The 21,937-nt window shown below is 58.8% G+C and carries 25 protein-coding genes; 14 read left to right on the top strand and 11 right to left on the bottom strand.

All coding sequences use genetic code 11. From position 1 onward, the window contains the following. Positions 1-24 precede the first annotated feature (24 nt). Genes B145_RS27595 through B145_RS0114595 form a run of 3 tightly spaced genes read right to left on the bottom strand, consistent with a single transcriptional unit; the run spans position 25 to position 2,662 of the window. The gene (locus tag B145_RS27595; RefSeq protein WP_018608326.1) at positions 25-750 is read right to left on the bottom strand and encodes a hypothetical protein; all 726 of its coding nucleotides are present in this window, start codon (positions 748-750) and stop codon (positions 25-27) included. Next, the gene (locus B145_RS0114600) at positions 747-1,178 is read right to left on the bottom strand and encodes a DNA polymerase III subunit chi (protein WP_018608325.1); all 432 of its coding nucleotides are present in this window, start codon (positions 1,176-1,178) and stop codon (positions 747-749) included. Before B145_RS0114600 ends, B145_RS27595 begins: the two co-directional genes overlap by 4 nt. Further along, positions 1,175-2,662, bottom strand: a complete 1,488-nt coding sequence (locus tag B145_RS0114595; RefSeq protein ID WP_018608324.1) for a leucyl aminopeptidase — start codon at positions 2,660-2,662, stop codon at positions 1,175-1,177. The genes B145_RS0114600 and B145_RS0114595 overlap by 4 nt, the downstream gene beginning before the upstream one ends. Positions 2,663-2,771: 109 nt before the next feature. Here B145_RS0114595 and lptF point away from each other — a divergent pair, with 109 nt between their 5' ends. Next, positions 2,772-3,848 (top strand): LPS export ABC transporter permease LptF, encoded by a 1,077-nt coding sequence (gene lptF / locus B145_RS0114590; protein WP_018608323.1) that lies wholly within the window; start codon positions 2,772-2,774, stop codon positions 3,846-3,848. Next, positions 3,845-4,921: an LPS export ABC transporter permease LptG gene (gene lptG / locus B145_RS0114585; RefSeq protein ID WP_026259156.1), complete on the top strand. Its 1,077-nt coding sequence runs from the start codon at positions 3,845-3,847 to the stop codon at positions 4,919-4,921. The genes lptF and lptG overlap by 4 nt, the downstream gene beginning before the upstream one ends. Here lptG and B145_RS25775 read toward each other — a convergent pair. From B145_RS25775 to B145_RS0114565, 4 genes are read right to left on the bottom strand one after another with little or no spacing between them, the layout of a single operon-like run. Then, positions 4,918-5,394: an RDD family protein gene (locus tag B145_RS25775; protein ID WP_051082604.1), complete on the bottom strand. Its 477-nt coding sequence runs from the start codon at positions 5,392-5,394 to the stop codon at positions 4,918-4,920. The genes lptG and B145_RS25775 overlap by 4 nt on opposite strands. Before the next feature lie 2 nt (positions 5,395-5,396). Then, positions 5,397-5,927: a DUF3106 domain-containing protein gene (locus tag B145_RS27590; RefSeq protein ID WP_018608320.1), complete on the bottom strand. Its 531-nt coding sequence runs from the start codon at positions 5,925-5,927 to the stop codon at positions 5,397-5,399. After that, positions 5,897-6,289 (bottom strand): DUF3619 family protein, encoded by a 393-nt coding sequence (locus tag B145_RS27585; RefSeq protein ID WP_018608319.1) that lies wholly within the window; start codon positions 6,287-6,289, stop codon positions 5,897-5,899. Before B145_RS27585 ends, B145_RS27590 begins: the two co-directional genes overlap by 31 nt. After that, entirely contained in the window at positions 6,286-6,864 is a 579-nt protein-coding gene (locus B145_RS0114565) for an RNA polymerase sigma factor (RefSeq protein WP_018608318.1), read from the bottom strand. Before B145_RS0114565 ends, B145_RS27585 begins: the two co-directional genes overlap by 4 nt. Positions 6,865-6,953: 89 nt before the next feature. Between B145_RS0114565 and B145_RS0114560 the strand changes: the two genes are divergently transcribed. From B145_RS0114560 to B145_RS0114540, 5 genes are all read left to right on the top strand, one after another. Beyond that, positions 6,954-8,666, top strand: a complete 1,713-nt coding sequence (locus tag B145_RS0114560; RefSeq protein WP_018608317.1) for an acetolactate synthase 3 catalytic subunit — start codon at positions 6,954-6,956, stop codon at positions 8,664-8,666. 86 nt (positions 8,667-8,752) lie between these two features. Beyond that, positions 8,753-9,244, top strand: a complete 492-nt coding sequence (gene ilvN / locus B145_RS0114555) for an acetolactate synthase small subunit (RefSeq protein ID WP_018608316.1) — start codon at positions 8,753-8,755, stop codon at positions 9,242-9,244. Positions 9,245-9,314: 70 nt separating this feature from the next. Then, on the top strand, positions 9,315-10,331 hold the full coding sequence (ilvC, locus tag B145_RS0114550) for a ketol-acid reductoisomerase (protein ID WP_018608315.1): 1,017 nt from the start codon (positions 9,315-9,317) through the stop codon (positions 10,329-10,331). A 240-nt stretch (positions 10,332-10,571) separates the two neighbouring features. After that, positions 10,572-11,318 carry a CDP-diacylglycerol--serine O-phosphatidyltransferase gene (pssA, locus tag B145_RS0114545; protein ID WP_051082610.1) on the top strand — a complete coding sequence of 249 codons (747 nt, stop codon included), beginning with the start codon at positions 10,572-10,574 and terminating at the stop codon, positions 11,316-11,318. 14 nt (positions 11,319-11,332) lie between these two features. Further along, on the top strand, positions 11,333-12,877 hold the full coding sequence (locus B145_RS0114540; protein WP_018608313.1) for a 2-isopropylmalate synthase: 1,545 nt from the start codon (positions 11,333-11,335) through the stop codon (positions 12,875-12,877). A 4-nt stretch (positions 12,878-12,881) separates the two neighbouring features. On the opposite strand, the gene B145_RS25760 is transcribed toward B145_RS0114540, so the two are convergent. Further along, positions 12,882-13,256, bottom strand: a complete 375-nt coding sequence (locus B145_RS25760; RefSeq protein ID WP_018608312.1) for a DUF2069 domain-containing protein — start codon at positions 13,254-13,256, stop codon at positions 12,882-12,884. 44 nt (positions 13,257-13,300) lie between these two features. Here B145_RS25760 and B145_RS0114530 point away from each other — a divergent pair, with 44 nt between their 5' ends. Next, complete coding sequence (locus tag B145_RS0114530; protein ID WP_157288442.1) at positions 13,301-14,602, top strand: YihY family inner membrane protein; 1,302 nt, start codon at positions 13,301-13,303, stop codon at positions 14,600-14,602. 6 nt (positions 14,603-14,608) lie between these two features. Here the strand turns inward: B145_RS0114530 and B145_RS27580 are convergent, their stop codons facing one another. Continuing rightward, on the bottom strand, positions 14,609-16,105 hold the full coding sequence (locus tag B145_RS27580) for a hypothetical protein (RefSeq protein WP_018608310.1): 1,497 nt from the start codon (positions 16,103-16,105) through the stop codon (positions 14,609-14,611). 260 nt (positions 16,106-16,365) lie between these two features. On the opposite strand from B145_RS27580, the gene rpsP reads away from it, so the two are divergent. The 5 genes from rpsP (at position 16,366) to erpA (ending at position 18,899) form a co-directional block, all read left to right on the top strand. Next, complete coding sequence (rpsP, locus tag B145_RS0114520) at positions 16,366-16,617, top strand: 30S ribosomal protein S16 (protein WP_018608308.1); 252 nt, start codon at positions 16,366-16,368, stop codon at positions 16,615-16,617. Positions 16,618-16,634: 17 nt separating this feature from the next. Continuing rightward, complete coding sequence (gene rimM / locus B145_RS0114515) at positions 16,635-17,144, top strand: ribosome maturation factor RimM (RefSeq protein WP_018608307.1); 510 nt, start codon at positions 16,635-16,637, stop codon at positions 17,142-17,144. Continuing rightward, the gene (gene trmD, locus B145_RS0114510; RefSeq protein ID WP_018608306.1) at positions 17,126-17,935 is read left to right on the top strand and encodes a tRNA (guanosine(37)-N1)-methyltransferase TrmD; all 810 of its coding nucleotides are present in this window, start codon (positions 17,126-17,128) and stop codon (positions 17,933-17,935) included. The genes rimM and trmD overlap by 19 nt, the downstream gene beginning before the upstream one ends. 82 nt (positions 17,936-18,017) lie before the next feature. Beyond that, positions 18,018-18,386 (top strand): 50S ribosomal protein L19, encoded by a 369-nt coding sequence (gene rplS, locus B145_RS0114505; protein WP_018608305.1) that lies wholly within the window; start codon positions 18,018-18,020, stop codon positions 18,384-18,386. A gap of 162 nt (positions 18,387-18,548) precedes the next feature. Continuing rightward, positions 18,549-18,899 carry an iron-sulfur cluster insertion protein ErpA gene (gene erpA / locus B145_RS0114500; RefSeq protein WP_018608304.1) on the top strand — a complete coding sequence of 117 codons (351 nt, stop codon included), beginning with the start codon at positions 18,549-18,551 and terminating at the stop codon, positions 18,897-18,899. A 68-nt stretch (positions 18,900-18,967) separates the two neighbouring features. Here erpA and B145_RS25750 read toward each other — a convergent pair whose 3' ends face one another. Continuing rightward, positions 18,968-20,161, bottom strand: coding sequence for a M23 family metallopeptidase (locus B145_RS25750; protein WP_157288441.1), 1,194 nt, complete (start codon positions 20,159-20,161; stop codon positions 18,968-18,970). A 180-nt stretch (positions 20,162-20,341) separates the two neighbouring features. Between B145_RS25750 and tyrS the strand changes: the two genes are divergently transcribed. After that, positions 20,342-21,547: a tyrosine--tRNA ligase gene (gene tyrS / locus B145_RS0114490; protein WP_018608302.1), complete on the top strand. Its 1,206-nt coding sequence runs from the start codon at positions 20,342-20,344 to the stop codon at positions 21,545-21,547. 78 nt (positions 21,548-21,625) lie between these two features. On the opposite strand, the gene B145_RS29100 is transcribed toward tyrS, so the two are convergent. Continuing rightward, a partial coding sequence (locus B145_RS29100; RefSeq protein WP_033406836.1) for a hypothetical protein occupies positions 21,626-21,937 on the bottom strand: 312 nt, incomplete at its 5' end.

The raw sequence follows: 21,937 nt of genomic DNA, 5'->3' as shown, positions 1-21,937 counted from the left end.
CGGTTTGGTGCCCCAAGTCGGAATCTAGTCCTGATTGCCTTTGAGGGCTTCGTCCAGAATGGCCGAAAGTTTTTCCGACAAATCCGGCAGAAGTGTGGCCCGCATGTGTGCCGTGGCGCGCTCGCGCATGCGGCCAACGAAAACTTCCAATTCGCTGGAGATGATCTGGGGCAGCTCCTTGTTGAGCCAGCCCTCAATGGCCTGAGCGATATACGCATCCAGCGTGATCAAATGCTCGCTCATGCTCATGGCCGCGTTCTGGATCGCCTCCTTGCGGGCTTCCTGTAGCGCGGGCCAATAGTTGATCTCGGCTTCTTCCTTGCCTTGGGCATAGGCGGCCTGAATGGCGCGGGTATGCAGCACCTTGTTTTCGGCACGCACCCGCTCGACGGCTTCTCCTACCGCGCGTTCCTGCTCGATGAGCATTTCCTTCATCAGTTCCCGACGGCTTTGCTCAATGGCCTGACGCATGCTTGCCGAATTGTCGGCAGCAGGTGCCGCTGCGGTGCGCAGGGCGGCCGGGTTGAGCTGGGTGGCGGTCAGATCCTGGATGGGAGGCGGTGGTTCTTCCTCAGGTAGAGGGACTTCGTCGGTGAGTTCTGGCAGGTCGTCGACCACCTCCAGCAACACGGGGATTTCTTCCGCGTCGCTGCCCACGCCACCGGGCCGATTGCGCCGGATCAGGGCGTCGGCCTTGCTGAGCAACTGCTCATTGAGCAGGGGGTCGTCCGGGGTTTTGGTCAACATCATGCGCCTGTCAGTTTTGCCAAATCATAGGCCTCGATAGAGTACCCGTGTTCCTTGTAGTGCGCCCATCTTTGCCGCGCTACCTGACGATCGGAAGACTCTTGCGAGACGATTTCCACCAGCAGGGAAAAAGCTTCAAAGTCGGTCAGATGTTCAGCGCTGAGATTGATCACCACGTCGTGGTGCAAGGCCCCGTTCAGGCTGGGCGCGATCACCACAGGGGTGCGCGCTGCCAGGGGCGAGGCATGCATGACGTGAGGAACGAAGGAAAGCGGCTGATACGACCATAGCATATGGTTGTAGCGGCGCGCAATCGCTTCCTCCGGCGCGTAGACCCAGATGCGACGCCCCTGGCGCACCGCTTTAGCGGTGACGGCGCAGGCGGCGCGCAGCCGGTCTGGAGCGTTGTGGTAGAACTTGATCTCGGTCACTGTGCCTGGGCGCGTTGGATCAGGAATTGGCTGAGCAGGGTGACCGGGCGGCCGGTGGCGCCCTTTTCCGCACCAGATTTCCAGGCGGTGCCTGCAATATCCAGGTGCGCCCACTTGTAGGCCTTGGTAAAGCGCGACAGGAAGCAGGCCGCCGTGATGGTGCCCGCTGGGCGCCCGCCGATGTTGGCCATGTCGGCAAAGTTGCTCTTGAGCTGCTCCTGATACTCTTCCCAGATGGGCAGTTGCCAGCAGCGGTCGCCGGTTTCCTGGCCGATCTTGACCAGTTCGCCCGCCAGCGCATCGTCGTTGGCCAGCACACCGCTGGCGTGCGCGCCCAAAGCGATCACGCAGGCACCGGTCAGCGTGGCGATGTCGATCACGCATTCGGGCTTGAAGCGCTCGGCGTAGGTCAGCGCGTCGCACAGGATCAGGCGGCCTTCTGCATCGGTATTGAGGATCTCAATGGTCTGGCCGGAGAGCGAGGTGACTACATCGCCCGGCTTGATGGCGCGTCCGCCGGGCATGTTCTCGGTTGAGGGAATCAGGCCGATGAGGTTGATCGGCAGCTCCATCTCGGCCACCGCCTTGAATGTGCCCAGCACAGAGGCGGCGCCGCACATGTCGAACTTCATCTCGTCCATGCCTTCACCGGGCTTGAGCGAGATGCCGCCGGAGTCGAAGGTCAGGCCCTTGCCAACCAGCACGATGGGCGCCTGCTTGCCCTTGCCACCCTTGTACTGCATGACGATGAAGCGGGCGGGTTCGGCCGAGCCACGGGTGACGGACAGGAAGGAGCCCATGCCGAGTTTTTCGATTTCGGCGGTGTCGAACACTTCAACCTTGAACTTGTACTGCTTGCCCAGTTCCTCGGCCGTTTCGGCCAGATGGCTGGGCGTACACTTGTTGCCGGGCAGGTTACCCAGGTCACGTGCGAGTTTGAGCCCCTTGGCGATTGCGCCTCCCTGGGTGATGCCCGTGGAGGCTTCCTTGTCGTGCTTGTCGGCAAGCAGGAAGTCGATGCGTGTGGTGCCCTTGGGGGCGTCATCCTTTTTGGCCCCCGGCGCGTTATAGCGGTACGCTGAGTCGGCCAGAATCTGGCTGGCGGTGCGCAGCACGGCTTGAAGCTCGCTTCCTGCGGGAACCAACAGTTCGGTATCCAGGGTGGCGCGTTCGGCTTTGGAGGCGGCCAGCCATTTGCCGACGCTGGCAAGGGCGGTGCGCAAGGTCTTGAGGGTGTATTCCTCGCGTTTGCCCAGGCTGACGACCAGTACGCGGTCTGCCGTGACGCCGGGGAGTGCCGGAATGGGCAGCAGGCTGCCCGCTTTTTCTTCCAGGTCACGCAGCACCAGATCAACGAGCAAACCATTGCTGGTCGCGTCGACGGCGGCTGCCTGTGCGCCAAACGGGGCATCGGCAAAGTGGGGTAGGATGAGACAAGCTGTTTTCAGTGTCTCGGCAGAGGAGGCTTTTGTGCTAAATTCCATGGGGCTGTTCCTGATGTCTATGGTGGCCACGTCACAGGGGACTGGGAGCGCTCAGACTCTGATTATCCGTTCAAGCACTTTGTTCCGTCAAAGCAAACCCTGAATCTGCATGATTTTTCAACGCGCAGCGTTACGTGAATTTGCCTCGAATGCCGCAGCGGTATTCGTTGCACTGTTCTTTATTCTGGTCACCTTCATCCTGGTGAGGCTGCTCTCGCAGGCCGCCGGCGGTCGGGTGCCTGCCGATGCGGTGCTGGCGCTTATCGGCTTTTCTTCCCTGAACCACCTGCCGGTGGTGTTGGCGCTGTCGGTGTTCGTGGCGGTGCTGACTTCCATCACCCGCAGCTACCGCGACTCCGAAATGGTCGTCTGGTTCTCCTCTGGCTTGTCTTTGCGGGCCTGGATATCACCTGTGCTGCGCTTTACCTTGCCGGTCGCGCTGGTGATCGCGGTGCTCTCCCTATTCCTGTCGCCCTGGGCGCAGGGCAGGGCGGGGGAATATCGTAAGCGCCTGGAAAACCGCGAGGAGGTTTCGCGGGTGGCGCCCGGGATGTTCCGGGAGTCGACCAATTCCCAGCGCGTGTTTTTTGTCGAAGCTGTCGACAAGGATGCCGGGCGGGTGAAGAACGTCTTTATCAGCAACACCAAGGATGGCCGCCAGGGGGTGGTTGTTTCCTCTGAGGGCTTGCTGGAAACGGCCAAGAATGGCGACCGTTTCGTGGTGCTGCTGAACGGCCATCGTTACGAAGGTATGCCAGGCACGGCTGATTACCGGGTGATGAGCTTTGCGCGTTACGCTGTGCGCATGGAGCCGCATGATCTCGGTACGCCGGATGTCACCCCGAAGACCCTCTCTACCGCGGAGCTGCTGGCCTCCTCCAGCTTGCCCAGTCGTGGCGAGATGGTCTGGCGGCTGGGCATCCCTGTGGCAACCTTGGTTCTGGCCTTGCTGGCGATTCCCCTGGCGTTCGTCAATCCACGTGCCGGGCGTGCCAACAACATGTTTTTTGCAATCTTGACCTTCACGATCTACATGAACCTGCTGGGCCTCTGCCAGGCATGGGTGAGCAAGGGCAAGCTTGCCCCTGCGCTGGGAACATATGGCGTCCATGCGGTGATGATTGCGCTGCTGGTAGGCATGTTTGTCTGGCGGATGTGGCCGGGATGGCGGTGGTGGCGTCGATGAAAACATTTACCCGGTATCTGCGGCGCGAGATTTATGGCGCCACCTCCTTGGTGTTGGTGGCGTTTTTGTGCCTGTTCTCGTTCTTTGATTTTCTGACTGAGCTTGAAAGTGTCGGGCGTAGTGGTTATCAGCTCAAGCATGCCTTGATCTTTGTGGCCTTGTCGCTGCCCAGCCGTACCTATGAAATTTTTCCGATTGCGGTACTGATTGGCACTTTGTATGCCCTGACCCAGTTTGCGCGGAACTCGGAACTGACCGTGATCCGCTCCTCCGGGGTGTCGACCCGTCGCTTGTTGGGGGCACTGCTGTGGATCGGCTTGGTGTTTGCTGTGCTGACCTTTGCCGTAGGTGAATATGTGGCCCCCCCGCTGGAACGGGTCGCCCAGAAGTGGCGCCTGCGCAGCACGGGGGCAAATATGCCCCAAGAGCTGCGCTCGGGCTTTTGGTTGCGCGATGGCAAATTGTTTGTGAACATCAACAAGGTTCTTCCCGATACGACCTTGCAAAGTGTCTCGCTGTACGAATTCGATGATAAGCATGTGCTCAAGAGTCTGAGCCGTGCCGAGTCGGGGCACTATCAGAGCCCGGAGGTCGGCTGGGTCCTCTCCAACGTGACCCAGACCATGTTCTACCCAGATCACACGGAACTTCTGCGCCATGGCGCGATGAACTGGTCTTCAGAGCTGACCCCTGAGATGGTCAGCGTGGTAATGGTTGCGCCTGAACGTATGGCGATTGGCAGCCTTTACCAATATGTGCGCCACCTGGAGGGGAATCAGCAGAAAACCGGCCGCTATGAGATTGCCTATTGGAAAAAAATACTCTACCCCTTTGCGGCACTGGTGATGATGGGGCTGGCCCTGCCGTTTTCCCTGGGCAACCAACGCTCAATCAACGTGGGTGCCAGGGTGCTGCTGGGGGTGATGCTCGGGATTTCCTTCTACCTGCTCAATGCGCTGTTTTCCAACCTTGGCATCATCAACGCGTGGCCACCACTGATGAGCGCTTCCGCGCCAAGTGTGCTGTTCTTCCTGCTGGCGGCAGCGCTGCTGTGGATTGCGGATCGGCGTTAGCGCTTAGGTAAGGGCGGCTCCTGCGGCCTGCGTGGGTTGAAGACTACGTAGGTGCCCGCCAAGCGGTCGTGCACAAATTGCCGATCACGATCCAGAAAGGCAGACCACAACAGGCCCACGCCACTCAGGGTGAGCAATATACCCGGCCAGGCCAGCACATAGCGCCAGATGCAGCGTGCGAGGCCGGGTGGCTTACCTGTCTGGACATCCACAAGCTGTAGCTGCCAAGTCTGCATGGCCAGGGTTTGCCCGGTGCGGCGCCACAACACGACAAAATAGGCTCCTAGCAGCAGGGCAACATGCAGCCACTCAAGCCAGCCGGGGGCTGCGTAGTGAAATACCATACCGATCAAAGTCCAGGGCAGCAGGAATCCGGCAAAGAGTACGCCGATCAGCAACAGGCTTTCGTACAGCATGCTTGCCAGCCTTCGGCGTAGCGAGGCTGGTTCAACACTCTGGCGGTTTGAGGTCATGCTTATTGGGGTTTGATTGGCTCGGGCTTGCTGTTCGGCGGTGCCATCAACACGGATTTCGGCGGCGCTTGGCGCGGGGCTGTTGCAGGCTGAGAGCTTGCTGGTTGAGGGGGGCTCGGGCGGGTTTCCTTCAGGCGCTTTTTCTCATCGCCTGAAAGCGCGTCATATTCCTGCCAGCGCTGTTCCAGCGCCCGGCGCTGGTCGGCAGGCGCGGTGCGCAGGCGTAGGTATTGCGAGCGCGCTTTTTCCCGTTCGGCGGGAGACAGCGCCACCCATTCCTTCATGCGCTCTTGCAGGCGGGTCTGTTCTACCGGGGTCATGCTCTTGTAACGATCAGCAATCCCCAGCCACTTGAGCTTGCCATCATCCGAAAAACCGTTCCATTCCGGCGCGAGCGGAGCCAGCACGGCACGCTGGTTGGCCGTGAGCTGGTTCCACGCGGGCTGGGCCGTCAGGGTCGGCGCGGCCAGCACGGGAAGGGCCTGCAACAGCAGGCATGCGATCAGGGTTGCTGCGGGGCGTTTGAAAGCCATGTATCAAAACCCTTGTCCAGATAGGCATCAATCGGCAGGTCATCCGCCAGGAGCGCGCTGTCGACCTCTTCCAACTCGGCAACGTGCTGCCTTGACATCAGGTAGTTGCTGGTGAAAAGCACCGTCATCAGGCACAGGGCCAGTGCGAAGGGGCGCAGGTGTTCGCCGCTCCAGGCCAGCACATGGTGGCCTACCGACAGCACCGTGGTCTGGCTTTGCAATTTGGCATGATGCGCCAAGGCCGTGCGCCGCGCGTCAAAGATTCGCTCACAGGTCAGCTCACCCAATCTGGCCGTGCCAGTGTTCAGATTCTGGCGGATGAAGAGTCCAAGTTCCTGTTCAGTCATCTGGGGTGTGTTCATAGTTTTATACCTCGGGCTTTGAGTGCTTCTGCCAGGGTAGAGGTCGCGCGCGAGCAATGGGTCTTCACGCTCCCTTCGGAGCAGCCCATTGCGGCAGCGGTCTCTGCGATATCCAATTCTTCCCAATAACGCATGAGGAAGGCTTCGCGTTGACGTGCCGGAAGGCGTTCTATCTCTTTTTCTATCACTGCCAACAATTGTGACTGCTCCAGGCGGTCTTGCGGGCCGTCGGGAATCATCCCCTCGTCGTCCGAGGCCATGGTTTCGAGCGGGTCGATCTCCTCCCCGTCGGCGCCGGAAAAACCCGATAGCAAAGAGACCCAGAAGTTGCGCACTTTGGATCGCCGCATGTGGTCGCGCACTGCGTTTTGCAGGATACGCTGGAACAACATGGGAAATTCTTCCACCGGTTTGTGGCTGTATTTGTCTGCCAGTTTGAGCATGGCTTCCTGGAGAACATCCAGGGCCGCGTCCTCATCACGCAAGGCAAACTGCGCTTGGCGAAAGGCTCTGCGCTCAACCGAGGCAAGAAAATCAGAAAGTTCGTTTCGTGTGGCCAGGGGATAACCCGTCAAGTTTTGTTAGTGGGGCCGCCTTGACCAATCGGACAGGCGCCGGTATGGTAACGAGTTCCTTTGTATGTAATCGCAGACTGGGTGCTGGGATGACGTTGACCGGTGCGGAAATTGTAGTGAGATGCTTGCAGGAAGAAAAGGTCGACTATGTGTTCGGCTATCCTGGAGGCTCTGTACTGTATCTTTACGACGAACTGTTCAAGCAGGACAGGGTTCGTCATGTGTTGGTGCGCCATGAGCAGGCCGCTGTCCACGCGGCAGACGGCTATGCACGGGTGACGGCACGGGTTGGGGTGGCGCTGGTGACCTCCGGGCCCGGTGCAACCAATGCCGTGACCGGGATTGCCACGGCCTACATGGATTCCATCCCCCTGGTGGTGATCAGCGGCCAGGTGCCGACTGCTGCCATCGGCATGGATGCGTTCCAGGAGGTCGACACCGTGGGCATTACCCGCCCCTGTGTGAAGCACAATTTCCTGGTTAAGGATGTGCGCGATCTGGCCACCACGCTCAAAAAAGCTTTCCTGATTGCCTCGACCGGACGGCCCGGCCCTGTGCTGGTGGATATCCCCAAGGATGTCACCGCGCAACGCTGTGAATTTGTGTATCCGAAAGACATCAGCCTGCGTTCCTACAACCCGGTGATCAAGGGGCACAGCGGGCAGATCCGCAAGGCCCTGCAATTGCTGCACGGTGCCCGTCGCCCGCTGATCTACTTCGGTGGCGGCGTGGTGCTTGCCGACGCGGCCGAAAAGCTCACCAAACTCACCCGTCTGCTCAATCTGCCCTGTGCAGGCACGCTGATGGGCCTGGGGAGCTATCCGGGTACGGATCGCCAGTTCCTCGGCATGCTCGGCATGCACGGCAGCTACGAGGCCAACATGGCCATGCATTATTGCGACGTGCTGCTGGCTGTGGGCGCACGTTTTGACGACCGCGTGATCGGCAATACTGCGCACTTCATGCAGGAGCCACGCAAGATCATCCATGTGGATATCGACCCCTCGTCGATCTCCAAGCGCGTCAAGGTCGACGTGCCCATCGTCGGCTGTGTCGGCGATGTGCTCGACGATATGATCTCCATGCTGGAGTCAGGCGGCAGCACGGGTCCGGGCAAGGATGCCCTAGATGCGTGGTGGCGCCAGATTGAAGAGTGGCGTGGCCGTAACTGCATGAGCTACAAGAATTCCGACGAAGTCATCAAGCCGCAGTATGTGATCGAGAAGCTTTGGGAGGTCACCGGCGGGGATGCCTTTGTGGCTACCGACGTTGGTCAGCATCAGATGTGGGCGGCGCAGTACTACAAATTCGACAAGCCCCGCCGTTGGGCAACCTCCGGTGGCTTGGGCACCATGGGTTTTGGTCTGCCTGCAGCCATGGGCATCCAGTTGGCCCATCCGGGCAAACCGGTGGCCTGTATCACCGGCGAAGGCTCCATCCAGATGTGTATCCAGGAGCTTTCCACCTGTAAGCAGTATCGCTTGCCGATCAAGATCCTGAGCCTGAACAACCGCTACCTGGGTATGGTGCGGCAGTGGCAGCAGATCTTCCACGGCAACCGCTACTCGGAATCCTATATGGATTCGCTACCTGATTTTGCCAAGCTGGCCGAAGCCTATGGCCACGTCGGCCTGCAGATCACCAAGCCGGGAGATGTGGAAGGTGCCTTGCGCGAAGCTTTTGCACGCAAAAATGACCTGGTTTTCCTCGACTTCCAGATCGACCAGACCGAAAACGTATTCCCGATGATCCAAGGTGGCAAGGGCTTGAATGACATGATCCTCTCTGCCGAGGATCTCTGAGCGCCTTTTGCTGAGGCCCGGCGTGCTTCCGAGCGTGCCGGGCGTTGTAGGTTTCGACGAGTATTTCGACGAATAGAGACACTGTTATGCGACACGTACTATCCCTGTTGCTGGAAAACGAGGCGGGCGCGCTTTCGCGTGTTTCGGGCCTGTTTTCGGCTCGTGGCTACAACATCGAGTCCCTGACCGTGGCACCGACCGAAGATGCTTCGCTGTCGCGCATGACGGTCGTGACCAATGGCTCGGACGAAGTCATTGAGCAGATCTCCAAGCAATTGAACAAGCTCATTGATGTGGTCAAGGTGGTGGATGTTTCTGAAGCCCCGCACATCGAGCGCGAACTCCTGCTCGTCAAGGTGCGCGCGGTGGGCAAGGACCGTGAAGAGATGAAGCGCATGACGGAGATTTTCCGTGGGCGCATTGTGGATGTGACCGATTCAAGCTACGTGATCGAGCTGACCGGCACCCAGGAGAAGCTGGACTCATTCATCGGCGCCATTGATTCGGCACTGATTCTGGAATCGGTGCGTTCTGGCATCTGCGGTATCGGACGCGGCGAACGCGTACTCAAACTCTAGTGAGGATTGTCGGCGCAGGCATCTGGCTGTGCCGCTCTTCCTTCCTCACTCCTCACTCGAAAGGGCAAAAATGAAGGTCTATTACGACAAGGACGCCGATCTCTCCCTCATCAAGGGCAAACAAGTCACCATCGTTGGTTATGGCTCACAAGGCCATGCCCACGCCCAAAACCTGCGTGACTCCGGCGTTAACGTAACCGTTGGTCTGCGCAAGGGTGGTGCATCCTGGGCCAAGGCCCAAGCGGCCGGCCTGAAGGTCGCTGAGATTGCTGAAGCCGTGAAGGCTGCTGATGTGGTGATGATTCTGCTGCCGGACGAGAACATCCCCGACGTGTACAAGAAAGATGTTGAGCCGAACATGAAGGCCGGCGCAGCACTGGCCTTTGCCCACGGCTTCAACGTGCATTACAACCAGGTTGTGCCGCGTGCCGACGTGGATGTGATCATGGTTGCTCCCAAGGGCCCGGGCCACACCGTGCGTTCCGAATACCTCAAGGGTGGCGGCGTGCCGTCCCTGATCGCCGTGCATCAGGACAAGACCGGTAAGGCCAAGGACGTTGCACTGTCCTACGCGGCTGCCAATGGCGGCACCAAGGGTGGCGTGATCGAAACCAGCTTCCGCGAAGAAACCGAAACCGACCTCTTCGGCGAACAAGCCGTGCTCTGTGGCGGCGCCGTGGAACTGGTCAAGACCGGCTTCGAAACCCTGGTGGAAGCTGGCTACGCCCCGGAAATGGCCTACTTTGAGTGTCTGCACGAACTCAAGCTGATCGTTGACCTCATGTACGAAGGCGGCATCGCCAACATGAACTACTCGATCTCCAACAACGCTGAATACGGCGAATACGTCACCGGCCCGGAAGTGATCAACGATCAATCCCGTGCTGCCATGCGTAATGCCCTGAAGCGCATCCAGAATGGTGAATACGCCAAGATGTTCATCCTGGAAGGCCGTACCAACTATCCGTCCATGACGGCGCGTCGTCGCTTGACCGCTGAGCATCCTATCGAGAAGGTAGGCAACCAGCTGCGCGACATGATGCCCTGGATCAAGGCTAACAAGCTGGTCGACCAGAGCAAGAACTGATCGGGAGCAGTTTCCCCTTCATCAAAGGCCGCCGTGTGCGGCCTTTTTGTTTTATTGTGGCGGGCGCAAGGAGCGCATCGGATATACGGCAGGTGTCTGGCGTGTGGATGATCTGCGCTTGAGCAGAGGATGGTTCTGTCCATCTGTTACCATTGCTGCCTTGCCTTCCTTGCGCAAAGGAGCGAATGCGTGGAGTACACCAAATTGGCTGAACGTAGTAATGAAAAGCGGCATCGCGGAATGATCTACATTCTGCCGAACCTGTTTACAACAGCGGCCTTGTTTGCCGGGTTTTATGCCATCGTCCAGGCCATCAATGGGCGTTTTGAACATGCAGCGGTGGCGATTTTTGTCGCCATGGTGCTCGACGGTCTGGATGGTCGGGTGGCGCGGCTGACCAATACCCAAAGTGATTTCGGCGCGGAATACGATTCGCTCTCCGACATGGTGTCCTTCGGCGTGGCGCCTTCCCTGGTGATCTACGAGTGGGCCATGCGCGACCTGGGCAAACTGGGCTGGATCGCAGCCTTTATCTATTGCGTGGGCGCAGCCTTGCGGCTGGCCCGTTTCAACACCAATATCGACGTTGTCGACAAGCGCTACTTCCAAGGCGTGCCCAGCCCCGCTGCGGCTGCGCTGGTGGCTGGCTTTGTTTGGGTAATGATCGACAACAAGATTACCGACGCAGATTACTTTCTAGGCATCAGCGTGCGCTACATCGCCTGCGTGGTGACCATCTTCGCTGGGGTCAGCATGGTCAGCAATGTGCTTTTCTATAGCGGCAAGCACATCAACCTGCGCCGTGCCGTACCGTTTGCGGTGGCGCTGGTCTTCGTCGTGGCCCTGCTGATGGTAGTAAGCTATCCCCCCGGCGTGCTGTTTGGGCTGTTCGTTTGCTACTCGCTCTCAGGCTATGTGATGTGGGTGGTGCGTCGCTTCTCACGCCGTAACAAACCAGCAGAGAGTAGTTCGACCCCAAGTCAATAACAGAAGAGGATGCCATGACTGACCGCCTTGTAATTTTCGATACCACCTTGCGCGACGGTGAGCAAAGCCCCGGCGCTTCGATGACGCGAGAGGAAAAGGTTCGGATTGCCCGCCAGTTGGAGAAAATGCGGGTCGATGTGATCGAGGCGGGATTCGCGGCGGCTTCCAATGGTGACTTTGAGGCAGTTCGCGCCGTGGCCGAGGCCGTGCGCGAATCCACGGTCTGTTCGCTGGCGCGCGCCAACGAGAACGATATCCGCCGGGCGGGCGAGGCGATCCGCCCTGCTGTCTCCGGGCGCATCCACACCTTTATTGCCACCAGCCCGATCCATATGGAGAAAAAGCTGCGCATGACGTCCGATCAGGTCGTTGAGCAGGCGGTCAAGGCGATAGGGTGGGCGCGTGAATACACCGACAACGTCGAATTCTCGGCTGAAGATGCCGGGCGTTCCGAACTGGATTTTCTGTGTCGCATCTTTGAACAGGTGATCAAGGCCGGGGCCAAAACCATCAATGTGCCTGACACGGTAGGCTACAACCTGCCTGAGCAGTTTGCCGGGTTGGTCCGCTCTTTGATTGAGCGTGTGCCGAATTCGGACCAAGTGGTTTGGTCGGTGCACTGCCACAACGACCTAGGGCTGGCCGTGGCCAACTCGCTGGCAGCCGTGGCCGCAGGCGCCCGGCAGGTGGAGTGCACCATCAACGGCCTGGGCGAACGCGCTGGGAATGCCTCGATGGAAGAAGTGGTGATGGCGGTGCGCACGCGTGCCGACCTCCTGCCTGTGTACACCCAGATCGAAACCACGCAGATTGTGCCTGCCTCCAAGCTGGTCTCGCAGATTACCGGTTACCCCGTGCAGCCGAACAAGGCGATAGTCGGGGCGAATGCTTTTGCGCATGAATCCGGCATTCACCAGGATGGTGTGCTCAAGCATCGTGAAACCTACGAAATCATGCGCGCCGAGGATGTGGGTTGGACTACCAACCGCCTGACTCTGGGCAAACTCTCCGGGCGCAATGCTTTCCGTGCCCGTTTGCAGGAATTAGGCATCGTCGTCACTTCCGAAGAGCAGTTGAATGCCGCCTTTGCCCGCTTCAAGGCGCTGGCCGACAAGAAGCAGGAAATCTTCGATGAAGACTTGCAGGCGCTGATGTCTGATGGTTCCGCTCCGCTGGAGCAGGAGCACTACAAGCTTGTCGCGCTGCGGGTGTGTTCTGAAACCGGCGAAATCCCCTGTGCCGTCGTCACCCTGGCTGCGGCGGGTGATGAGCTGAAGGCGGAATCCAGTGGCTCCGGCCCGGTTGATGCTGTCTTCAAGGCGCTGGAAAAGATTGCCGTCAGCGAAGCCAAGCTGCTGCTCTACTCGGTCAACGCTATTACCGGTGGGACGGACGCACAGGGCGAAGTGACCGTGCGCTTGAGCAAGGGTGAGCGTGTCGTCAATGGGCAGGGCGCGGATACCGACATCATCACCGCTTCAGCCAAAGCCTATATCAACGCCTTGAACCGCTTGCGTTCTGGCGCGCCCAGGCTGGACCCACAGGGCGGCGCTGTCTGAACGGTTAGTCCTGCTTGTTCGGCTTGTTTGGCATATCCCCGCCCAGGCGGGCATATGCCGCGCAGAGCGCATACAGGCCAAGCGCCAGGATCGTTTCGATCATGCCCCAGACCGGGTGCAGGTCGCTGGTGGCGCGTACCACTCCTTCCATGAAATACAACCAGATCAGCAGGCTCATCCACTGAAAGCTGCGCCGCCGCCCCTGCCAGAAGCCGGGGATCGAGGCGAGCAGAGGAAGGGCTTTGAGTACCAGCCACGACCCGCCTGGGCGCAATGGATTGAGCCACAGCTCGGTGGCGAGGCACAGGGCGACCAGGGCAAACAGGCTGCACACGCCTGCCCAATGCAAGTTGCGGAGTATCTTGGAGTTGGGTGTCATCGTTGTTGTGTTTGAGTATGTACGGCCATTCGGCGAATGTTTTCATGCCTGGGGAATTGGCCGCTAAAATGCTTGGCAATGATAACCGCAACCCTTGCCGGGTGCCCACCGCTTACCACGCAATGATCTCCAGACGCCTTGCCTTTGCTTCGATCCACCAATTTGCGCTGCTCGTCCGGGGGCGCTTTTTGGAGCGCCGCGTCCTGCAGACCGCAGGCAGCCTGACCTATACCACGCTGCTCTCGCTCGTACCCATGGTCACAGTGGTGCTCTCGGTGATGCGCCAGTTCTCCCCGTTTGCCAAACTGGGTGACGAGATGCGCGGTTTTTTGCTGCAAAACCTGCTGCCGGAGCGGGCGGGCAAGATGATTGCCACCTATGCCCTGCAATTTAGCCAGAAGGCCTCCAGCCTGACCCTGGTGGGGACGATCTTCCTGGTGGTCACCGCCGTCATGTTGTTCCAGACCATTGACCACACGCTCAACGGCATCTGGAATGTGCGTCGCCCCCGTGTCTGGTACGTACGCATTCCCGTGTACTGGCTCGCGCTGACGGTGGGGCCGATGCTTTTTGCAGGCAGTGTTGCGGCAACCACCGAACTACTCACGGCCTCGCAGAATCTGGTTGATGAGCAACCGCATTGGGTGGGGGCTTTGCTGGACCGAACCATGACCACCCTGCTGCTCTCGGCACTATTCGGCTTCATGTTCCATGCGATCCCGAATCGCAAACTCAACATCTGGCACAGCCTTGCGGGGGGACTTGTGGCGGGGCTGGGGGTGGTGATCAGCCAGCGCCTGTTTGGTCTGTATCTGAGCAAGCTGCCCAGCTTCACCCTGATCTATGGCACCTTCTCCGTGGTGCCTATCTTCCTGATCTGGGTGTATTTGTCGTGGTTGATGGTTTTGCTGGGCGCTACGATTGCCGCCGTGCTGCCGGATTTCCAGTTGCGCCATCTGCAGGTGCCACCAACACCCATCGGGCGTTCGGTCGCAGCCGTGCGGATTGTGCAGTCTCTGGCTGAGGCGCAGAAGAAGGGAGCACCTGCCGAGTTGATCGCTCTCGCCCGCCATAGTCATCAGGCGGTGGCGCAGGCCGAAGAAATGCTCAATGCGATGCGTGCCATCGGCTGGGTGGTGCGTACAGAAGAGGGGGCCTGGATGTTGTGCCTGCCTGCTGAACAGTTGCAGCTAGGGCAAGTGTTCGCCCGGGCGATGTTTGAACACGCCGGGCTGGAGTCCATGACACAGGAAGATGCGGCGCTGGCCGAAGCTTTGCGGGCATCTGTGTTGCAAGAGCTGGATGCGCCGATCGTCTCTGTGTCCGCCAGCGCTGGAAAAAGCTAAGCTGGATCAGAGTGGATAGGGATCAATCTCGAACTGGAACAGCTCCAGCCCCGAGGTCTGGATGTCCAGCGTCAGCAAACGGCATTGCGCCACATAGACACGATCCACGTCTGAAATCAGGGTAAAGCGCCGCGAGGCATAGGTGCCCGCTGGCGCCAGGATTGCCTGATGCTGCCGCAACGCGGGCAACACCGGCAGCACTAGTGCATTGCGGAGCAGGGTGCGGTTATCCGTGCCGCGAAAGGCAACCCGTACCGGGATCGCGCTTTTCGATACCATTTGCAGCCCGATTTCTACCTGCTCGGCCACATCACTACGCAACCAGCGCACGATGCAGATTGACCAGGGTTCCGAAGGATCACGCCGCAACGCCACCACAATACCCGGCACCAGACTGCGACTGCGGCCTTGCAGGCGCATGATGGCGTAGCCGCCGGGGCTTTCGTTGGTGACCACCCATTCCGAGACGCTTTCAGCCTCCTCTGCCTCATGGGGGTTACGCAGCGTATCCCAGATGGCTTGCAGACCGATGCAGGCCTCTACCTTGTAATCCTGGCGGCGGCGAGGTTGGGCGCGCCCCGATGGGGTGTGCCAGCGTTGCCGTAACAAGGTCAGCAAGGAGAAAGGGGCGACACTCGGGAACTGTTCGCCTGCCTGTAACTCGTCATCCGATGGTTCTTGCTCGTAGCGTGCCAGCACATCGCTGGTGCGTCGTGCCAGGGCTGCCGTCGAAAAGAACAGGATGGGGCGGTCGTTGGGGGGCGCACAACGCACACAGGCCTGCGGCTCGCCACTGCCATATGGGTCCAGCCAATGCCACGGCCCATCCAGCGAGGCGGGCGGGGTGTTCTGTACATGGATCAGGTTGCTCAGTTGGCCCACGTATTCCGCCGCCCAATCCAGCTCGGCCGCAGAAAGGGACTGCGGCTCCAGTGCGGTGAGCGCCAGCAATTGCTTGAACGCCGAAAGCGCTGTGTCCGAAGGGTTATGCACCGGCTGCAGCGTATCGTCGGTATTGCACGACAGCAGGAACAGGCGGTAGGCCAGTTTCCACAACAGGGGCTCGGCATCAATACCAACCTGCCCCAAAATCAGGTAAGACTCGCTAAGTAGGCGCAGCGCCCGTCCCGGCGCTGTCTCATTGCGTCGGGCATGGCCGATGCGATGCTTGTTCAATGGCGCATCAAGCAGAATTCTTTCAAACCCTTGGGCGATACGCTTGAGGGATTCAGCCAGAGAGCGCGCACGGAACAGCCTCTCCTCGGGCAGTGGCAGCTCGCAGTGCCGGGTGTCGCGGCGTAGTTCTGCCGCCAGACGCATTCCCCGGATATAGAACAGCTCAATGCTACGCTCGAACTGGGTGGTAGGGATGGTTGGGCTGTACAGGGCTTCCAGATAGGAAGCCAACTGGCGCACCTCGTGGTCCAGATCGGCAGAGGGCTGGGATGTCAGCCAATCCAGGATCGGGCCTGTGTGTTCCTGCGCAGTGTGAGCGTCAGCCATATCGTGGATGCGTCAATGACAACCGTTGAAAGAAAACAAATTCTAACAAGCACCGGCCGACTCCGCGCTATTTGTTGCCCATCGGTTGTGCCGGACGTGCAAAATACTTATACAAGGTACGGGTAGCGCCCTGATTGCCGACGGAAGTAGACAAGAAGGGCTTGAGCTTCCTTTTGGGGAATACTTGAATCATTTTTCAGGATGGAGTATCCTCCGAGGTTTTCCAAATTCCGCTTGTCGGACTTATCAGGATCCCCAACATGGTCGTAATCCGCCTTGCCCGTGGTGGCGCCAAGAAGCGCCCCTTCTTCAATATCGTTGCTGCTGATTCCCGTAATCGCCGCGATGGTCGCTTCATTGAGCGCGTTGGCTTCTTCAACCCCGTGGCTGCTGGCAATGAAACCAGCCTGTCCATCAATGTCGAACGCCTGGCTTACTGGGAACAAAACGGCGCCCAACTGTCGCCGACCGTTGCCCGCCTGGTCAAGCAAGCCGCCAAGGCTGCTGCCTGAGCGCTGCTGCATACACCATGATATTGATGGGGCGCATTGTCGCCCCTTTTGGTGTTCAGGGTTGGCTTAAGGTTCAGCCGCTGGGGGATGATCCGCTGTCGTGGCGGAAAATGCCGCAGTGGTGGATTGGCAAGACCCCCGAGTCGCAGCGGCCAGAAGACTGGCGTGCGGTTACGCCGCGTGGTTTGCGGCAGCATGGCAAAGGGGTGGTGCTGGCTTTGGAGGACATGCTTGACCGCACGGCCGCTGAAGCTGTTGACGGCTGGTTTATCGCCGCGCCGCGTGAGGCGCTGCCCAAGCCTGCCAGCAACGAGTATTACTGGGCCGATCTGGTCGGCCTGTCGGTGACCAACGCTGCGGGTCTTGCCTTGGGCAAGGTGCGGGGCTTGTTGGATACCGGGGCACACTCCGTGCTGGAGGTTGAGGACGGCGAACATGAACGCCTCATCCCCTTCGTGGACGCCTATGTAAAGGAAGTTGATCTCGTCGCCGGTACGATCGTGGTTGAATGGGAGCCCGACTGGTGAAAGAGGTGCAGGCCGGATTGCGCCGTTTTGATGCGGTCACGATCTTCCCAGAGATGTTTGGTGCCCTGCGTGACCACGGTATTTCCCGGCGGGCACATGATCGTGGGCTGTGGCAGATGCAGTGCTGGAATCCGCGTGATTTCACCACCGATGCGCATCGCACCGTGGATGATCGCCCCTATGGCGGTGGTCCGGGTATGGTGATGCTGGTCGATCCGCTCAGTCAGGCGATTCGTCAGGCCAAGGCGGTGCAGCAAGCGGTTTTGGGGAAGCCGGGGCGTGTGGTGTACCTCTCGCCCCAGGGGCGACCGCTTGATCATGCGGCGGTTGTGCGTCTGGCGCAGGAACCTGCCTTGGTTCTGCTGTGCGGGCGGTATGAAGGCATTGATCAGCGCTTGCTGGATGCCGAAGTTGATGAAGAGGTTTCCATCGGGGATTTCGTGGTGTCCGGTGGCGAGTTGCCTGCTATGCTGTTGATGGATGCCATCATCAGGCTGTTGCCGGGCGCTTTGAATGATGCAGACTCGGCAGTGGAGGATTCCTTTGTTGCCGGGCTGCTGGATTGCCCGCACTACACGCGCCCGGAAGACCACGCCGGGGCGAGGGTGCCGGCGGTGCTGATGTCAGGCAACCATGCCGAGATCCGGCGGTGGCGTCTCAAGCAGGCCTTGGGGCGTACCTGGCAGAAGCGGCCGGATTTGTTGGCTCATCGAAGCATGAGCCGTGAAGAGAATTTGCTGCTTGAACAATTCAAGCAGGAAAATGCCCCTGGTGGAAACGCCGGGGAATAACGAAGGCACGTATCAGGTGGCGACCTGCTCTGCGTGAACGGCCTGCACAACAGGCCATGCTTTTTTAGATATGGAGATACGCATGAATCTGATTCAACAACTTGAGCAGGAAGAAATTGCCCGTCTCAACAAGACCATTCCCGAATTCGCACCTGGCGACACCGTGATCGTCCAAGTGAAGGTGAAGGAAGGCAACCGTGAGCGTCTGCAGGCTTACGAAGGTGTGGTGATCGCCAAGCGTAACCGTGGTCTGAACTCTTCCTTCATCGTGCGCAAGATTTCCTCCGGCGAAGGCGTGGAACGTACTTTCCAAACCTACTCCCCGCTGGTGGCCAGCATCGAACTGAAGCGTCGTGGTGATGTGCGTCGCGCCAAGCTGTACTACCTGCGCGAGCGTTCCGGCAAGTCCGCCCGTATCCGCGAAAAGCTCGAATACAAGGCCAAGGCCTGATTTCATTGTTTTTGCTGGTATTCAACGCCCCGCTTGCGGGGCGTTTTTACTTGAATTTCAATCTCAACGCCCCCATTATTGCTCCCATGGCGCTCGTGTTTTGCGTTGACGAATGACTGGATCGCGCCAATAATTCAACTGCCCCCTGTAGGAGAGAACCCCATGAACGCCACCACCGAAATGCCAGATCCCCTCGTTTTTACCGATAGCGCCGCCAACAAGGTCAAAGAATTGATTGAAGAGGAGGGCAACCCGGATCTGAAACTGCGCGTGTTTGTGTCCGGTGGCGGTTGCTCGGGTTTCCAGTACGGCTTCACCTTTGATGACGCGGTGACTGAGGAAGACACCCAACTGCAAAAGAACGGCGTCACCTTGTTGATCGACCCGATGAGCTACCAGTATCTGGTCGGCGCAGAGATTGATTACACCGAAGGCCTGGAAGGTTCGCAATTCGTGATTCGCAACCCGAACGCGGTCACGACCTGCGGTTGCGGCTCGTCCTTTTCCGTCTGAGTCCTCATCCGCTTGCGCAGTGACCAAGGGCGCAATGGCGCCCTTTGCGTTTTTGGGGCAGGGCGCGTTCAGTCGTCCAGCGCGCCAATGCGCGACTGGTTGTGCGCCAACTGCGCCAACACCTCATTGGCCTGGGTGCGGAACGCATTGTACTGGCGCCCTTTGAGCATAGGGGCGGGCGGCGGCGGGAGGGTCTCAGGATCAATGAACTGCCCGTTGATGCGATATTCGTAGTGCAGGTGCGGGCCGGTGGCCCAACCTGTTTGTCCCACAAAACCAATTACCTGGTTTTGCTGTACGCGCATCCCCCTCTTCAGCCCCGCTGCAAAATCGCTCAGATGGCCGTAGGCCGTGCTGATGCCTTTGCCGTGCGACAGGATGATGAAATTACCGTAGCCGGTCTGGGCGCCGACAAATTCCACCACGCCCGCATCCGTGGCATGCACGCGGCTACCTTCTGGTGCGGCAAAATCGACCCCAGTGTGCTGCCGGATATCCCCAAACAGCGGGTGTTCCCGGGCGTTGGAGAAGCCGGAACTGATCCTTGAGTATTCCACCGGGCAGCGCAACATCCCGCGATCCAGGTTCTCCCCCGCAGGCGTATAGAATCCCTCGTTATCCCCCACGCCATAGCGGGCAGCAATATAGTGCTTGCCCCCCACCACCAGTTCGGCTGCCTGGATCTTCCCGTTGCCCAGAGGCGTGCCGTTGTAATAGGTGGCGTCATATACAAAGGTGAAGCGGTCTCCCTTGTGCAAGGCATTGTGGGCGTCCAGCCTTTTGGCAAACACCTCCACCAAGGCCGGGGCAAATTCGTCCGGCAGGCCTTCGGCATCCAGTGCGTCGAACAGATTGGTCTGCACCACGCCATTGGCGAGGCTGGTGCGATGCTCAAAGGGAATCAGAACTGCACGCTGCACAAAGTGCATGTCTGCATCCCGCTGCACCACCAGGCCGCGATTCGCCTCGGGTTGCGGCAGCAGTACCGAATGCACTTCCATGTTTCTGTCCATGTTCAAAAACAGGACATGACTTGTTTTGCCGGGCCGACTCAAGGCGCGGCCGATATTGCTTGTGGCCAGATACTCAAGCATGGCCGCATCCTGTATCCCCGAGCGCTTGAAGGCGTTGACCAGCGACTCATCGGCCTGTAGCTCAAGCATATCCGGGAACGGCTCCTGCATACTGTCGAGCAGGTCGTAATGCGTGACCATCACTTCCTCGTGGGGCCGCGAACCTAGTGCGGGCAGGGGAAGCGTCAAGACAAAAACCACCAATACGCCACAAAGACCGAGGCCCAGAACCAAAACAAGGCGAAGAAGACGCTTAGAAGGCGAAACCATGGTGTGAGCTGCGTTAGAATTCACATCTTTGACTTTTCATTCGATGAGCCTTACAGCCGCTGGCGGCAGGAGACTCGTCCAACAGGTTGCAGAGGAATCATGACCGCACTTGCAGATTCACTGGAGTTGATCAAGCGTGGCAGCGAGGAGCTGCTGGTTGAAGCCGAGTTGGTGGACAAACTCAAGAGCGGCAAGCCCTTGCGGGTCAAATTGGGCATGGACCCGACCGCGCCAGACCTCCACCTGGGCCACACGGTCGTACTCAACAAGTTGCGCCATTTCCAGGATTTGGGGCACCACGTGTTGTTCCTGATTGGCGATTTTACCGGACTTATTGGCGACCCGACCGGCAAAAATGCCACACGCCCTCCGCTTTCTGTTGAGCAAGTGCAAGAAAACGCCAAAACTTATCGAGAACAGGTATTCAAGATTCTCGACCCGGAGCGCACCGAAGTCTGCTTCAACTCCACCTGGATGAACACCCTTGGTTCAGCCGGGATGATCAAGCTCGCTGCCCAATACACCGTGGCGCGCATGCTGGAGCGTGACGACTTCTCCAAACGTTATAACAATAACCAACCCATTGCCGTTCATGAGTTTCTCTACCCGCTCGTGCAGGGGTATGACTCCGTGGCTTTGCGTGCAGACGTGGAACTTGGCGGAACCGATCAGAAGTTCAACCTCCTGGTCGGGCGTGAGCTGCAAAAATCGGCCGGGCAAACCCCTCAGACCATCATCACCATGCCGCTGCTCGAAGGCCTGGACGGCGTCAACAAGATGTCCAAATCAATGGGCAACTACGTCGGCATCAGTGAAGCCCCACGCGAAATCTTCGGCAAGCTCATGTCCGTATCCGATGAACTCATGTGGCGCTACTACAATCTGCTTTCCTTCCGCCCCCTGGCAGAGCTTGCACGCTTCAAGCAGGAGGTGGCAGAAGGCCGCAATCCGCGTGACATCAAGGTGATGCTGGCCCAGGAAATCGTCGCACGCTTCCATAATCAGGCAGCAGCGGAAGATGCACTGGCAGACTTTGAGGCACGATTCCAGCGCGGAGCGATTCCAGATGATATCCCTGAACAAACGATTGCGGTTTCTGCTGCAGGGATCGGCATCGCCTCGCTCCTGAAAATAGCGGGGCTGACGGCCAGTAACTCTGAAGCCATGCGTATGATCGACCAGGGCGGAGTGCGCGCCAACGGCGACAAGCTCGAAGACAAAGGACTGACCCTTCAAGCGGGTGCCACCATTGTGCTGCAGGTCGGCAAACGCAAATTTGCCAAAGTCATACTGACCGCCGAGTAACCGAAAGGTCTTAGGGCAATCGCAAGAAAAGCCTTGACGCGGGCTGGGGAAAGTCCCATAATTCATCTCCTTCGCTGCTCACGCAAACAAGCAACGGCAACGAAGGGCTGAATCGAGCAAGATGTAGATCTGGTGCGGTTTAGCGAAGAGTTGGGCAGGTTGTTGGTAGTTAAAACAAAGTGCTTGACTCTGAATGTGAGGCGTGTAGAATGCGCCCCTCTCGCAGCAAACGAGACGCTCTTTAAAAAGTTGAACAACCGATAGGTGTGAGTGCTTGATCAGAAGCCGCTGTCGCAAGACAGCATGCAAAATGATTGAATACTCAACACCAAATGTCAGTAAATGAATTTGAGTTGAGCTTGTAAAAAAGATTGAACTTAAGAGTTTGAT

The sequence above is a fragment of the Uliginosibacterium gangwonense DSM 18521 genome (assembly GCF_000373965.1).
Taxonomy (GTDB): Bacteria; Pseudomonadota; Gammaproteobacteria; order Burkholderiales; family Rhodocyclaceae; genus Uliginosibacterium; species Uliginosibacterium gangwonense.
The sequence above is the reverse complement of the archived record's forward strand: the minus strand, read 5'-3'. Positions and strand labels throughout refer to the sequence as shown.

Coding starts and splice junctions, on each gene's coding strand:
- rplS (WP_018608305.1), top strand. CDS start 18,018: ATGAATCTGATTCAACAACTTGAGCAGGAAGAAATTGCCCGTCTCAAC.
- lptF (WP_018608323.1), top strand. CDS start 2,772: ATGATTTTTCAACGCGCAGCGTTACGTGAATTTGCCTCGAATGCCGCA.
- B145_RS0114595 (WP_018608324.1), bottom strand. CDS start 2,662: ATGGAATTTAGCACAAAAGCCTCCTCTGCCGAGACACTGAAAACAGCT.
- B145_RS0114560 (WP_018608317.1), top strand. CDS start 6,954: ATGACGTTGACCGGTGCGGAAATTGTAGTGAGATGCTTGCAGGAAGAA.
- lptG (WP_026259156.1), top strand. CDS start 3,845: ATGAAAACATTTACCCGGTATCTGCGGCGCGAGATTTATGGCGCCACC.
- erpA (WP_018608304.1), top strand. CDS start 18,549: ATGAACGCCACCACCGAAATGCCAGATCCCCTCGTTTTTACCGATAGC.
- B145_RS27580 (WP_018608310.1), bottom strand. CDS start 16,105: ATGGCTGACGCTCACACTGCGCAGGAACACACAGGCCCGATCCTGGAT.
- B145_RS25760 (WP_018608312.1), bottom strand. CDS start 13,256: ATGACACCCAACTCCAAGATACTCCGCAACTTGCATTGGGCAGGCGTG.
- pssA (WP_051082610.1), top strand. CDS start 10,572: ATGATCTACATTCTGCCGAACCTGTTTACAACAGCGGCCTTGTTTGCC.
- B145_RS27585 (WP_018608319.1), bottom strand. CDS start 6,289: ATGAACACACCCCAGATGACTGAACAGGAACTTGGACTCTTCATCCGC.
- B145_RS0114540 (WP_018608313.1), top strand. CDS start 11,333: ATGACTGACCGCCTTGTAATTTTCGATACCACCTTGCGCGACGGTGAG.
- ilvN (WP_018608316.1), top strand. CDS start 8,753: ATGCGACACGTACTATCCCTGTTGCTGGAAAACGAGGCGGGCGCGCTT.
- B145_RS27595 (WP_018608326.1), bottom strand. CDS start 750: ATGATGTTGACCAAAACCCCGGACGACCCCCTGCTCAATGAGCAGTTG.
- B145_RS27590 (WP_018608320.1), bottom strand. CDS start 5,927: ATGGCTTTCAAACGCCCCGCAGCAACCCTGATCGCATGCCTGCTGTTG.
- ilvC (WP_018608315.1), top strand. CDS start 9,315: ATGAAGGTCTATTACGACAAGGACGCCGATCTCTCCCTCATCAAGGGC.
- B145_RS0114530 (WP_157288442.1), top strand. CDS start 13,301: ATGCCTGGGGAATTGGCCGCTAAAATGCTTGGCAATGATAACCGCAAC.
- B145_RS25775 (WP_051082604.1), bottom strand. CDS start 5,394: ATGACCTCAAACCGCCAGAGTGTTGAACCAGCCTCGCTACGCCGAAGG.
- rpsP (WP_018608308.1), top strand. CDS start 16,366: ATGGTCGTAATCCGCCTTGCCCGTGGTGGCGCCAAGAAGCGCCCCTTC.
- tyrS (WP_018608302.1), top strand. CDS start 20,342: ATGACCGCACTTGCAGATTCACTGGAGTTGATCAAGCGTGGCAGCGAG.
- trmD (WP_018608306.1), top strand. CDS start 17,126: ATGGGAGCCCGACTGGTGAAAGAGGTGCAGGCCGGATTGCGCCGTTTT.
- rimM (WP_018608307.1), top strand. CDS start 16,635: ATGATATTGATGGGGCGCATTGTCGCCCCTTTTGGTGTTCAGGGTTGG.